Here is a 13,675-nt window from a genome sequence, read left to right on the forward strand (position 1 = left end):
CTTAATTATATAGATTATTTTTTACTAGCTTTATTAAGTATATCCGTAAGTGTACTGTTTAAAACTAAGTCAACAAATTCAGCTTTTTTCATGCCAGATAATCTTGAACATTCTTCTATTTTATCTATGGTATCTTTTCTTAAATGATAGGCACATCTAGTAGTTGTTTCATTACTATCATATATGCTTTCAAGGCTTTTATTTCCTATTCTTATAGTTTTAACATGGGTTATTTTTGGCACTTTATTTGTTACGGTTTTTGCAACAATATTTGTAACATTTTCTGCTACAAATATTGTTTCATTGTTTGTGTTACTATTTGAATCAATATTTGTATTACTTATTGTTTCATTATTTGTTATATTATCTGTGTTATTTATTGTATCAATATTTGTGTTACTATTCGTATCACTAACTGTGTTACTATTTGTAATATTATTTGAACTATTTTGTTCTTTATTTTGTACGTTAACAGTTACACTATCTGTATCAATTTTATTAACATCACTTGTATCATTTATTGTTTCTTTCTTTGCTTCATTTCTAGTAACTTCATCAGTGCTTGAACTTGATACAAAAGCACTCATAACGCCTCTCATAACCTTTGGATTTTCTTTCTCTCTTTTATCAAGACTTCCTCTTTTAGCCATTTTTCACAATCTCCTTTGCTATATCCATATATGCTATTGCTCCCTCGAAGGTATCTCCTGCTGTTTCAAAAATGCTACTCATATCTAAACATGCATCCGGGAACTTAATACTTCTTTTAATCAAGCTATCAAACACAGGGTATCTTTCCTTTAAGGCTGCCAGTACCTCATTATGATGTTTAGTTCTACCATCGTACATGGTAACTACCACCCCTAGGAATTCAAGGTCCTTATTCCACTCTTTAACTTCCTCTAATGTAGCCGTTAATATCTCTAATCCCTTAAGGGCAAAGAATGTAGGATCCGTTGGAGCAATTACATAATCCGCAGCCATTAAACTATTTATTGTTAGGATACCAAGGCTAGGTGAATTATCTATTATTATGTAATCATACTCTTCCCCTAGTTCTTTAATCTTATTTCTTAAAATGTACTCTCTACCCATTTTATTAATTATAATAAACTCAGCTCTAGATAATTCTATGCTGCTTGTTACTATCCATAGATTCTCTATATGAGTACCACATATAGTTTCCTCTATCTTTGTATCATCCGTTAAAACATTATTTATATTCAAAGTCTTTTCTAAAGGATCTATTCCAAAGTTAACACTTAAGCTAGCCTGAGGATCTAAATCAATCATCAGCACCTTATTCCCCAGCTTAGTAAGCGCCACTGCCAGATTCAGTGTAGTTGTAGTCTTCGCTACTCCACCCTTATTATTAGTAATACTTATTACCTTCATCTTCTCGTACCTCCTGTATATTTAACACTACTTGAAACATTCTTGTTACAAACTATGTACACATTATAACACATTCCTTTTAACAATTCATGTGTTATAACATGAATCAAAAATAGAAACTTGGATTTCAAAATGTATATCCAAGTTTCTATTTTATTTAATTCATATTCTCACTGGAATTATATTCTATTAATTATGTATAATAGAATAAGGTAAACTAATAAATAATTATTGCAAAAATACAATTGATTTTTTATTGAATTAATATATATTTATGGAGGTGAATTATATGTATGAAAATAAGGATAAAAAGAAATACAACTATTATTTCCCAATATGTACAGGCATAGGTCTTGCCTTTGGTGTTATATTCGACCAGTTAGCAATAGGGTTATGTTTAGGGGTTGCTCTTGGTATTACCCTAGATAATAAAAGAAATACTAAAGACTAAAATCACTGAATCCATTGAATTTAAATTATAATTCTAAACACCAAAATAAGAAAATATTGTTGAGGCTTTATATTTCAAACCTTAGTATATAAGACCTTAGTTTCGCTTTATAGTATAGTTATTCATATAAAACTGCACAAATTTTGAAACATTTTTGTTACAAATTTTGTGCAGTTTATGATGCATTATTTTTACCATTTAGTGTGTTGTAAATTATGTTAAAATCACAGCTGTATCTAAAGTTTAAATACATGATGAAGCTCTTACAAATTCACTTTTATTGGTATATAGTTAATGTATGGTAAGAAACAATGGATTAGATTATGTCTAATTAACTTTAAATAATTATAGTTAACATATATGAAGGTGGTGATTGCATGAATAAAAAGACCAGATATTTAAAGAAGCATTATAGGGGTGTTAAAAGTGAATTAAGAGATTTTGATATAGATTTGTCTGAAGAATCATGGTATAGCTTTTGGCACCTCCATTTAGATTTTGATGGGGTTACTGATCTAAGTCAAAAGCATAGGAAAATCCACATACAGTATTATCTTAAAATGCTTGAAAAAATAGATAAGCTATCAACCACAAGTCAAAGAGATTTTCAAACTTGGATACATTTAAATGGTAATGAAGGTCATAATGATGCCTTATACTTTCATACTAAAAACCCACACAATGATTTCCCTATTATATTTGATAACATTGAGTGGAATATTAAAACTTCTACATTACTTGAGGGTTTAATAGATTTATCAATTTTTAATCTAGGAAGAATTAAAAATGAAGAAGATATATATTCTTATATCATTCAGAAAAATGATTTAGGATTAAAGGTATCTAGTCAATAGGTACGTATTACTTTGTTCCAATGGTTAGATACTATAATATATTTAGTTAGGATCATACAAGACCAAGTAGAGCTGGTAGTAATGATTATTTATCCTCACAGTTATCTATACTTTTTACAAAGTAAAATATGTTTTTAGTAAAGTACCCTAAATAAGTTAATAAGTCAAATGGTTCACCATTATGTGAGGCTGCTTGGTAGTAAGTAACGCTTTCATTATTTTGAATGCATTCTCTTAATTCTAGTAAATTTAAAATTTTATTATCCTTAATAAAATAAACCTGGCTTGATGGGTCAATAAAAATAAACTTCTTAAGTTCCTCAACATACACCTCACATACAACATGGCATTCACAATCATTCTGATCATAAGGCATACATGTAATGTACCTATTTTTTATTCCTTCTATAATCTTTTAAAATCACCATCACCCAAAAGCAAACCTAATCTAGTTTATTTCTTATCCTACGATTAATTATATATACTAACAGTTAATATTATATACATACAATTTATGGTGATAATAATATCTCCTAAAGCCATTGATATATATGGGCTTAGGCCTATTTTAAAGTTAAATGAAAAGTACATATTTATTTATAAAAATACTTTAAACTTTGATAAGTTTAAAATTAAATTTTATAACTTTACATAAATTTTAGTTTATCGCATATCTAGCCCATGTAACACAAGATAAGTTCGGCTTTAAAACAAGTAAAATCTAATAAAAGGTTACTAGTTTTAAAAAGGTTATCTTATTTTTAATGATATATATGACTTTAATTTAGGCTTATAAAAGTTTTTATAGAATAATGGATAAAACCACTGTGGATGGAGGCAGTAACCAATAATTAATTAAGATATTACCTTAGAATTATCACTTCACAGCAAAAGAAGATAGGAAGCAAATACTTCCTATCTTCTTTTGGCTATGAAATTTGGATATACCGAAACACTAATAGACCTATTGATTTTTATTTTTAAATCAATGGGTCTTAGTGAAATAGAGATAAATTATGTTTTGTTAGGGCAAGTAAATCCTCCATGGCGGCATCTGCGTGTTCAAAGAAGTATTCTCCAACTTCATAGGTGGAGATGCCCTTTGGTATAATGTTAGTTTTAAAGTCTGTGTACTCTGTTATAACACTTTTAACTACGGCTGCAGCATAGGCTGGTAGGGATTTAATGTTTTCCCTACTCTTATGGATTTGGATTGCTCTATATTTATTAATTATTAGTTGTACTACCCTTTCCTTTAAAAACCACTCACGAAGGTTGGAGATGGCTCTTATAAGGTGCATTATAAGCTTTTTACTTAAGGTTACATCTGCAAATTTGGCTTTATTTAGGATTAGGTTGTACTCATTTTTATTATTATCAATAACTAAGTCTATAGCTTGATTTTCTAAGTTCTTCTTATCACTTATAGAAGGACAGGAAAATGCGAATTTAAACCTTTTGTTTTGCACAGGAGATAGATCACTTGATCTAAGATCCTCGGAGGTATCATTAAATAAATCCAGGTACTTATCTAACATCTTTTCTATGGTGTACTTGGCATAATACTTACACTTAGTTTTCAAAACCTTTAGCCAAGAGCTACCTGGCTTTAGTAGGTTCATAGAAAAGCTTTCATGAAAGTTTGAAGCCTTAGAATCCGTTAATTGAGTCATATATATAACAAGTCGCTTTTCCCTAGCTTTCATAGCTCCAAATTCCGGTGTGAAGAAGAAGTTTCTAATATGGGTATAACCAGTTAACTTATATAAAGAGTCCACATCAGTAGCAGTATCCCCCTTAGCCTTAGTCATATTCTCCATATCAACTAAAATCCAGCTGTTTAACCCCTCATCATAGGCTAGTATATCTTTAGCCATTAAGGTGTCTAGGCAGTTATATACAGTCTTATAACTAGCATTAACATGTTTCCGTACTAAAGCTATAAGGTTTGCCTTAGAATCGCTATAGGTTTGTATTAAGTACTTTGAGTTAACTTCACTTGCTATATGGACAAGGGAAATATAAGTATCAAGAATATAGTACTCATTGCACTGAAATAGTAATGTAGATAAATGAGAGTTATATAATTTAGTAGCCATTTCTTCTTCTTCACCTCCTTCTAGAAAATATCTCAAAGCTAGATTTTACAACAGTTCTAGTCCAGCCTTGTATAACTACTAACATTGTAAATTATTTTACAGCACATTGCAAAATCACCCAAAATGTCAGATATGACGATACCTAACTTACGATTTCGCGAAAAAATTTACGGTAGAATGCGGGTTACGAGGTTTTATGTCAGATATGACGAGGATTTGCCTACGATTTTTGTTAAGCCTTGGTATCACTAGGTTTCAGCGGTTTGACTTCTTAGTCATTACAGGAATTCACGATTTTTATTTTTTTTATGCCAGATATGACGATACTTTTCTTACGATTTCAGCTTTTTTAAGAAGAAATTCTTCAGTTATGTCAGATATGACGATACCTAACTCACGATTTGACATAAAAAGGAAATGGGTGTTCATAAAAAGTTTACAATTGAAAAGCGTGGATTTAGGTTATAAAAGGAAAAATATTCAAATAAATGGAAACGGATCTAGGTTATTTACCAATATTTTGAATAATTTCGTGAAAGATTTTAAAAATATGCCACTTATGACGAGAGTGTCCCTGTAAAATGCCAGATGTGACGAGAGTATGTGATTTTAGGAATGTCACTTATAGCGAGGGTCATATTCAAGGAATGTCAGATATGACGAGGGTGTTATTTTAGAAATGTCACTTATAGCGAGGGTGAATTAACAATTATAGTTAAGGTTTCTTGAAGTAAATAACAAGTCAAAGGTGTAAAAAATATTTTGAACCATTAGATAAAACATTGAAACAGAGAGATGGAAAAAACAATGAGATTTAATGGAATATGTGTTTACAGTTAAATGAAAAATTAGTAAACTATTACTAAATACTTATTTTCCCTTACCAATTTTGGGAATCAGCATTTTATAAGGTTTAAAGAGTGGTATTATTTCTACTGTAATTTTATGAGATGATATAACCATGCCGGGTATAGAGTTGGAAGCTAAATGTGGGTAAATATCTAGATGGAAGACCATTAAAATAGGGAGAGGTTAAGATAATGATAGATGAAAAAGAATATTATAGAAAAGCGGAATACCTTACAGATATATATAAGCATGGAGAAATTATTAATGAGCTCACTGATAATCCGGAGTATATATGTCAAATTGTACAAGGGTTAATGGTCCATGGTGCATGGTGTAAATTTTATGGCGTTGAAGATTGCCCTGAAAAGAATTTTGATAAAGTTAGTATGTCAGACTTACTGGATAAAATTATTTCCATTGATGATAAGCCCCTTATGATTCCACGAACACTTGAAAAACGTGTTATAGCTAGTTGTAGAGAGTTTGCTACCTTAGCATGTGCTATATTACGATTTAAAGGTATACCAGCTCGAAGCCGCTGCGGATTTGCTGTTTATCTTGGATGGGAAGGATCTTTAGAGGATCACTGGGTAGTAGAGTATTGGGACGGTGCTAAGTGGATTATGAATGACCCACAAATTGATCCTTTCCAATTAGGTATGCTACAAAAATGGGGATTTAATAAAATTAGTATACAAAGTGAAACTCCAAACCCAAATCCACGTAATTTAACAGAAAATGATTTTATTACGGCGGGAAGAGCTTGGAATTTATGCAAAGCAGGGGTTATATCTCCTGAAATATGTGGTATTGAAGACTTGCACGGATCATGGTTTGTAAGAGGACAGTTATTACGCGATTTTGCTTCCTTAAATAAAATTGAAACAGTTCCTTATTTAAACAGGGTTGAGAGAGGTCTTAATTGGGATTTATGGGAACTTATTAGTAAAGACCATGAAGACATATCTACAGAGGAATTAGAAATCCTTGATTATATAGCTGAACTCACTAATGATATAGATAATAACTTAAGTGTGATAAATGAGTATTATGTCTCAAATAAGAGTCTTAATGTTCCTAAATCATATATTGTCCTTGATTGAACTACCTCGGGAATACATTTTATTGCAAGTGCTTGAATATTTTACGCAACAAAGCTTTCTTGTTGCAACTACATATATTCAGTTTTAAACGAACATTTGCACTCACGAAATAGTGTTTTGCCAGTGACCTAATCTTGCATAATTGAGTGATATAAGTTATATGCGACCATCCTCAAAATAGCGACTTGCATACAAAAAGCGTTAGGGTGACATTAATATTATACTACAAATTTAAAATTAGCATAAGAAAGATGAATAATTGTGCAAGGAGGTAAAAAATGGTGGGTAGTACTTTAAATGACGTGATGTCCCATTTTGAGCTTGTATTTTTGGCCTATATAATATTGTTTGTAATTGTAAATTTGAATTTTTATAAGGCACTATACATTAAAAAGAATTTGGCAAAGGATAACAATAAATTTATTGGTTGGGGTGGTTTTGGTGTTGTTCACTGCTTTTATCCAGATAAAGAAATATTCTATTTTGATAAAAGATGAGTGGAGGATTTAGTGAGAGGCGGATACTTAGGAATACACATTCTGACTAAAGAAAATTTATGTTTAAATATATAAATATTAATACAGAAAATTTGATTATTAAGCCTTATTGTATAGATGATATTGATGATTTAAATTATAGTGGTTATGATGGAGAATTATATTATTCCATGACACAAGATGAATATAACGGGGTTAACTTATTAAAGTAAGCTATAAATTCCAATTTGTAGGTAAGATGGAATGAATACTATTAGGAAATAGAGAACCAATAGGACTTAACCCATAATTGAAGGGTTAGGTCCTTTAAGTTTTAGTATCATTCTAAGATTTTCATCACTGAGGTAATGGCGAAAGGATCTTGGAACCTTAGGTTACTAATATTTTAAAGAATGCCACTTATAGCTAGGGTTATATTTAAGGAACGCCAGATATGACGAGGATGTTACTTTAGAAATGTCAGATATGGCGATGGTAAATTAACAGTTACTATTAGAATGGATATGTGTTAAAGGGCTGGTGAGGATCTATTGATAAAAACTAATTGGGTAATTATTTAAAATATGACTTTGTTAGGGTATAGTTTAGGTATAGGTTGGCGGGAGTAGTATTAGATTGTGAGAGCTAAATAGAAGTTTACCTAATTACTTATGTTATAGAATAAGTAACCGTATATAAGTCACCTAACATCAAATAATCCAAAGATATTTTACTTATCTTTGGATTATTTATTAAAATGCTATAACGTTATAGTTTCACTGTGTGTGTAATCTAATGTAACAGTAGCCATATTAAAGTGAATCTCGTAGAGAGATAAGTATTCACCAGCTTCAATTATTGTAGTTTCATAATCAGGGATTTTTTTTATAAATTCATCCCTTAAATCAAATATGGTTAAATCACTTTTTTGAATATTTGCCTTGTTAACTCTAATATGTTCAGTTTCACTAGCTGGTATAGTAGTAAATGCTAATATGTTATTTTTTGCAAACTCTTCAACCTTTAAGTTATCAGAGAAGGTTGAAAAATATATAACTCCTTTCTTTGAAATGTTGTAGTAAAAGTTTACGATTCTAACATTTGGAATATTATCCACGCTAGTTGCTAGAGCTAGTTCCTTTTGATGTAGCATTATTCTATTAAATTCTTTAAAAAAATCCATTTACAGTCCCCTCCGTATTTTATATATTGTTACTAACAAATTAAATATATCACACGAAATTTGACAGCATTATGTCAAGGTTAGAAAAAAATATATTGGTAATTTTAAGGAGAGATATTATTGAAGATAGATAGATTGATATCCATTATTATGGTTTTACTAAATAATGAAAGAGTTAGTGCAATAGAATTAGCCAAAATGTTTGAAGTTAGTACAAGAACTATATACAGAGATATAGAGACAATATCTTTAGCTGGAATCCCTATAACAACGTATAATGGAGCTAATGGTGGTATTAGCATAATGGAAGAGTACAAGGTTGATAATAAGCTTTTTACCACATCAGATATTTCAACTATCCTTATGGGATTATCAAGTGTTTCAACAACTTTATCAAATAAAGATGTTATAGGGACATTAGAAAAGGTTAAAAGTTTACTTCCTAAAGAAAAGGTTAAAGACATAGAGTTAAGAGCAAATCAAATTACAATTGACTTAACAACTTGGATGGGAAATAAGAGCTTTCAATACAATATTGAGAAAGTAAAACGAGCTTTAAATTGTAATAAGTATTTACAATTTGAATATTATGGGGCTAGTGGAAATAAGAATAAACGCGTTATAGAACCATATAAGTTAATATTGAAGGAGAACAATTGGTATATACAAGGGTATTGTACTTTAAAAGAGGATTTTAGGGTGTTTAAATTATCTAGAATTTCAAATCTAGAAATATTAGAAGAAGAGTTTGTACCAAGGGAGTTTGAAGAAAAATCATTAGACGGAAATGGATGGATAGATAAAAGACTTATTACAATTAAGCTGTCAGTACATTGGTCTTTAAGAGAGCAAATGGTTGAAAGATGTGGAGAAGATAATGTACAGGCTTATGGAGATGAGAGGTTTTTAGTTGATTTTCCTTTTGTAGCTGATGATTTAGGATATAATACTTTAATGGGATTTGGAGATAAATGTGAATGCTTAGCTCCAGACAATATACGCATAGAGCTTATTAAACGTATAGAAAAATTATTGAATGTTTATAAAGAGGTGTAAAATTGCAAGAATATAAAAATAGAGAAGAATTAATTTTAGAGATTTCTAATCGTTCAAAATTATTCATTCATGAATTTGATGATATTGATGAAAAGGATAAAGAAAAATTAGTTGATGGGGTGGATAGAACTCCAGCTCAAATGATTGCTTATCAATTGGGATGGATAAATCTTATTCTTGATTGGGAGAATCAAGAGAAAAAAGGACAGAATGTTATAACACCAGCTCCAAACTATAAGTGGAATAACCTTGGTGGTTTATATGAAAGTTTTTATAAGCAATATGATGAATATAGCTTAAAAGAGTTAAGCATTATGTTTGTAGAAACAGAAGATAAAATTATTGAATTAATAAATACATATACAGATATTGAATTATTTCAACAAGGAGGAAGAAAGTGGTCATCATCAACGCCTTTTAATTGGGCAATATGGAAGTGGATTCATATAAATACTGTTGCACCATTCAAGTCATTTAGAACAAAAATACGAAAGTGGAAAAAATTGAAACAGAAATAAACAACAACAAACTCAAGTTTATCGACAGGATTAAGTAGCCAATATTAATGTTTAAAGAACTAGATAAATAGGAATTTGTCGGGGAGATTATAAGAATAGAGAAAGGATGAAAATTAATGATTCAATCAATTGTACATATTGCTTTAGTAGTAAAAGATTACGATGAAGCAATTGATTTCTATACAAATAAACTTCATTTTGAATTAGTAGAAGATACATATCAACCAGATCAAGATAAAAGATGGGTAGTAGTATCTCCACCTGGGTCAAATGGAACAACAATACTACTAGCAAGAGCATCTAAGGAAGAACAAGAGCCTTTCATAGGAAATCAAGCAGGTGGAAGAGTTTTTCTTTTCTTAGGAACTGATGATTTTTGGCGTGATTATAATGAAATGAAGAATGTAGGAATAGAGTTTATTAGGGAACCTAAAGAGCAGGACTATGGAACGGTTGCAGTATTTAAAGATTTATACGGTAACTTATGGGATTTAGTTGAGTTTAATAAAAAGCATCCAATGTTCAAGAGAATTAAATAAATTCCAATTTATCCTTGGGGTGATTCGTAATCTTAAATTAGAACCTACAAAACCCAGAAATATGCTACTATATTTCTGGGTTTTGTAGGTTCTAAAAGTGTGTAGGTCCACATCCACCTTAAAATAAGTAATAACTTTAACACTTATTTTAAGGGTAAATACATATTAGAACTGAGATATAGCTAAGTTCTAATGTGAAAATAACTTATTCAAATATACGTTAGTTTTGAAGTGTGGCTATATTAGCAATAAACTTCAACAATCCTCTTTTCTTTTTCACCTACATTAATAACCGTATCTTTCTGATTTCCGACTTCCCCACTGATCTTTCTAAAGTCAAAGATTAGAAGATAACCCCTATCAAGCCCATACTGATCCAGGTATTCTCCTAGCTGAATTAATCCCTTCTGATGATAGGATTCACCACTCCATCTTTTCAGCTCTAGTATATACATCTTTTTATTATAGGTTATAACAATATCAAATCTTTTCTCATCGCCACCTTGTACCTCTTTAAAGGCAAAGCCTGTTCCATTTATTATGGGACTTATAAACGCTAGAAATAATAGTCTTCCATCTGCGTCTAAGAATGCTTCTCGCTTCTCTGAATACTCGTGCTTCATGAATTCAGAGAACTTTACAAGGATTTTTCTTATATCTAGGTTGCCGTCTTCGTTTATATAAGCGCTTCGCTCATTGTAAGACCCTGTACTAATAGATGTTTCGATAAGAGAACTCATATAATTATAAATTCGCTGTTCATATATTCTATTATTAATTTTAACTGTTCCATGATGATTTTTAAAAATACCATAAATCATACCAAGATTTATTATTGGATTATCAGCTGCAAAGGTAATATAATCATTGTCTAAGATAATTCGTTTTATAAGGTTTCTTAGCTGTGTATTATTCTCTATATTTTTTATAAGGCTATCAAAGTTAGTGTTACCCTCCCTTAAGAGCTGTTTTACAGCAAGATCCATGTACTCTTTTTCCCATACTAAGTTATCCTCATCCATTATAGTTTCATCTATGATCTTACAAAGTTTACTCACCAGGAATGGGTATCCAGAGGTATAGAAATAGAGCTTTTCAGCAAAGTATTCCTTATCAAGGGTTACCGCTTTATTTTCTGTGTAATCATCCAGCATTGTCATTATCTCATCCTTTGAGAAACTCATATCCACATTGAAATCAGTTGCTATATTCCAAGGACTATTATACTTCTGCTCTTCGTCAGGTCTTAGCTTCACCTTCAGCGTCTTAATGTCATGAACCCCCGCTAAAACTACACTATGAAAAGTAAAATCTTGGCCCTCATTTCTAAGTAAATACTTATTTCTAAGCATGCCTAGAAAGCTTAGAAATAGCTGATTATTGCTGCTTTTATCCACTTCATCTATAAGTAAAACTACTTTTTTATTGGACTTTAAAACAAATTTAGTTAAAGCCCTTGATAAATCTCTAAAATTGGCTACAGAACTTTTTTGTAATTCTAAAAAATCAGCTAGCTCACTATTAGAGTACATAACATTGTCAGCCAATATTTGCAAAAATTCTCTTGAAAATATCTTCTCATTTTCAAAGATCAAATCCCCTACCCCTTCAAAACTAATCTTTATAGGTAAATAATCCTCTGATTCTTTAAGTCTATTATTAAGTAAAAAGAAAGTAGTGGTTTTACCATATTGTCTTGGTCTATTTATTATGAAATACTTTCCTTTTGCTATAAATTTCATAGTTTCTTTTAATTTATTAGATGTGTCCACCATATAATGCATATGTGGAATACACGTTCCAGTTATATTAAATTCCTTCTCCAAGATTTATCACCATCCTATATGTTATTCTATCATATTTAGGACTTATTTAAACATAAATCATTGGTGATTATAAGGCTCAAGTGGCAAGGGGTTTGGAGATTACCCCAAGGGTGGGTTATAGTAGTTTTATTGAAATTGTTCAATAATATGGTATAATTGGTATAATTAATATGAAGATATTTATATTAACTAATATAAATATAGAAGTTTAATTAGGTATAGAAATGAACACAGGTATTATATGATGAACTAATTAAGAAATGGTGGAGGGTATTATGGAAGAAAAGGCAAAGATACTTTTATTGGGAACTTATCACTTTGACAAAGGTGGAGGTCATTTAATTGATTTGGATTCTGGAGACATTACTACAGATAAAAGACAAGATGAAATTAATGAATTATTAGAAAAAATTATGAAATTTAAACCAAATAAAATTGCAGTTGAGGCAAAGCGAGAAAAAGAAAAAGAACTAAATGAAATATATTCTGAATTTTGTATAGATAATTCTATTAAATCCAATGAGGTAATAGGTCATAGAAATGAGATTGTTCAAATAGCCTTCAAATTGGCCAATAAACTGAATCATAATAAAATATATCCAGTAGATGTTCCAGTAGATTTACCTGAAGATGTTTATGAATATGCTGAAAAAAATTGTCCAATGATATATGAGAAATTTACTAACCGTATAAATAAGTGTGGTTTATCTGAAAATGAATTTATGCAAGAACATACAGTTAATGAAATATTAAGACACTTAAATGATCCTACCATAATTGAAGTAGACCATAGTGATTTGTACTTATTCTTAAATCAAGTAGGTGCAGGGAGTACGTATTATGGAGTAAACTCACTAACAGAATGGTATAGAAGAAATCTTTACATTTTTGCAAATCTACAGGACATAGCTAAATCAGGAGATAGAATTTTGGTTTTATATGGAGCTGGTCACTGCAAAATACTTAGAAGTTTTATAAAAGAATATGGTGAGTTTGAGTTTATCGATCCACTAGATTATCTGTAAATTACTTAATTCATAAACTTAATAATAGAGAACCAAATAGGATCTCCCCCATAATCTATGGTGGAGGTCCTTTAAGTTTTAGTTTTATTCTAAAATTTTCATCACGGAGGTAATGGTGAAAGGATTTTGGAACCTTAGTTTGCTAATATTTTAAAGAATTCCACTTATAGAAAGGGTCATATTCAAGGAATGTAAGATGTGACAAGGGTGTTATTTTAAGAATGCCACTTATAGCGAGGGGCATATTTTTAAGGATGTCAGATGTGACGAGGGTAAACTAACAGTTACTATTGAAATGGAG

15 protein-coding genes are annotated in these 13,675 nt (G+C 30.4%); 9 read left to right on the top strand and 6 right to left on the bottom strand.

Going from position 1 to position 13,675, the window contains the following annotated elements:
- Positions 1–14: 14 nt before the first annotated feature.
- Entirely contained in the window at positions 15–650 is a 636-nt protein-coding gene (locus RSA29_RS14610) for a hypothetical protein (protein ID WP_346944526.1), read from the bottom strand.
- Positions 643–1,395: an AAA family ATPase gene (locus RSA29_RS14615; protein ID WP_346944527.1), complete on the bottom strand. Its 753-nt coding sequence runs from the start codon at positions 1,393–1,395 to the stop codon at positions 643–645. The genes RSA29_RS14610 and RSA29_RS14615 overlap by 8 nt, the downstream gene beginning before the upstream one ends.
- 289 nt (positions 1,396–1,684) lie before the next feature.
- Between RSA29_RS14615 and RSA29_RS14620 the strand changes: the two genes are divergently transcribed.
- Positions 1,685–1,846 (top strand): hypothetical protein, encoded by a 162-nt coding sequence (locus RSA29_RS14620; RefSeq protein WP_346944528.1) that lies wholly within the window; start codon positions 1,685–1,687, stop codon positions 1,844–1,846.
- A gap of 377 nt (positions 1,847–2,223) precedes the next feature.
- Positions 2,224–2,700: a hypothetical protein gene (locus RSA29_RS14625; protein WP_346944529.1), complete on the top strand. Its 477-nt coding sequence runs from the start codon at positions 2,224–2,226 to the stop codon at positions 2,698–2,700.
- An 85-nt stretch (positions 2,701–2,785) separates the two neighbouring features.
- Here the strand turns inward: RSA29_RS14625 and RSA29_RS14630 are convergent, their stop codons facing one another.
- Positions 2,786–3,076, bottom strand: a complete 291-nt coding sequence (locus tag RSA29_RS14630; RefSeq protein WP_346944530.1) for a hypothetical protein — start codon at positions 3,074–3,076, stop codon at positions 2,786–2,788.
- A 619-nt stretch (positions 3,077–3,695) separates the two neighbouring features.
- Complete coding sequence (locus tag RSA29_RS14635; RefSeq protein ID WP_346944531.1) at positions 3,696–4,799, bottom strand: hypothetical protein; 1,104 nt, start codon at positions 4,797–4,799, stop codon at positions 3,696–3,698.
- Between the two features lie 1,040 nt (positions 4,800–5,839).
- On the opposite strand from RSA29_RS14635, the gene RSA29_RS14640 reads away from it, so the two are divergent.
- From RSA29_RS14640 to RSA29_RS14650, 3 genes are all read left to right on the top strand, one after another.
- Positions 5,840–6,751 carry a transglutaminase-like domain-containing protein gene (locus tag RSA29_RS14640; RefSeq protein WP_346944532.1) on the top strand — a complete coding sequence of 304 codons (912 nt, stop codon included), beginning with the start codon at positions 5,840–5,842 and terminating at the stop codon, positions 6,749–6,751.
- Between the two features lie 278 nt (positions 6,752–7,029).
- Positions 7,030–7,248, top strand: a complete 219-nt coding sequence (locus RSA29_RS14645; protein ID WP_346944533.1) for a hypothetical protein — start codon at positions 7,030–7,032, stop codon at positions 7,246–7,248.
- Between the two features lie 59 nt (positions 7,249–7,307).
- Positions 7,308–7,460, top strand: a complete 153-nt coding sequence (locus RSA29_RS14650; RefSeq protein WP_346944534.1) for a hypothetical protein — start codon at positions 7,308–7,310, stop codon at positions 7,458–7,460.
- A gap of 527 nt (positions 7,461–7,987) precedes the next feature.
- Here the strand turns inward: RSA29_RS14650 and RSA29_RS14655 are convergent.
- A complete protein-coding gene (locus RSA29_RS14655) occupies positions 7,988–8,410 on the bottom strand; it encodes a pyridoxamine 5'-phosphate oxidase family protein (protein WP_346944535.1) in 423 nt (140 codons plus the stop codon).
- 120 nt (positions 8,411–8,530) lie between these two features.
- Between RSA29_RS14655 and RSA29_RS14660 the strand changes: the two genes are divergently transcribed.
- The 3 genes from RSA29_RS14660 (at position 8,531) to RSA29_RS14670 (ending at position 10,523) form a co-directional block, all read left to right on the top strand.
- Positions 8,531–9,466 (top strand): YafY family protein, encoded by a 936-nt coding sequence (locus RSA29_RS14660; protein ID WP_346944536.1) that lies wholly within the window; start codon positions 8,531–8,533, stop codon positions 9,464–9,466.
- A 2-nt stretch (positions 9,467–9,468) separates the two neighbouring features.
- Positions 9,469–9,984, top strand: coding sequence for a ClbS/DfsB family four-helix bundle protein (locus RSA29_RS14665; RefSeq protein WP_346944537.1), 516 nt, complete (start codon positions 9,469–9,471; stop codon positions 9,982–9,984).
- Positions 9,985–10,100: 116 nt separating this feature from the next.
- Positions 10,101–10,523 (top strand): VOC family protein, encoded by a 423-nt coding sequence (locus RSA29_RS14670; protein ID WP_346944538.1) that lies wholly within the window; start codon positions 10,101–10,103, stop codon positions 10,521–10,523.
- A gap of 242 nt (positions 10,524–10,765) precedes the next feature.
- Here the strand turns inward: RSA29_RS14670 and RSA29_RS14675 are convergent, their stop codons facing one another.
- Positions 10,766–12,349, bottom strand: a complete 1,584-nt coding sequence (locus RSA29_RS14675; RefSeq protein WP_346944539.1) for an AAA family ATPase — start codon at positions 12,347–12,349, stop codon at positions 10,766–10,768.
- A gap of 275 nt (positions 12,350–12,624) precedes the next feature.
- On the opposite strand from RSA29_RS14675, the gene RSA29_RS14680 reads away from it, so the two are divergent.
- A complete protein-coding gene (locus RSA29_RS14680) occupies positions 12,625–13,374 on the top strand; it encodes a DUF5694 domain-containing protein (protein ID WP_346944540.1) in 750 nt (249 codons plus the stop codon).
- The last annotated feature ends 301 nt before the right edge of the window (positions 13,375–13,675 follow it).

Source organism: Clostridium sp., assembly GCF_036660475.1.
Taxonomy (GTDB): domain Bacteria; phylum Bacillota; class Clostridia; order Clostridiales; family Clostridiaceae; genus Clostridium_J.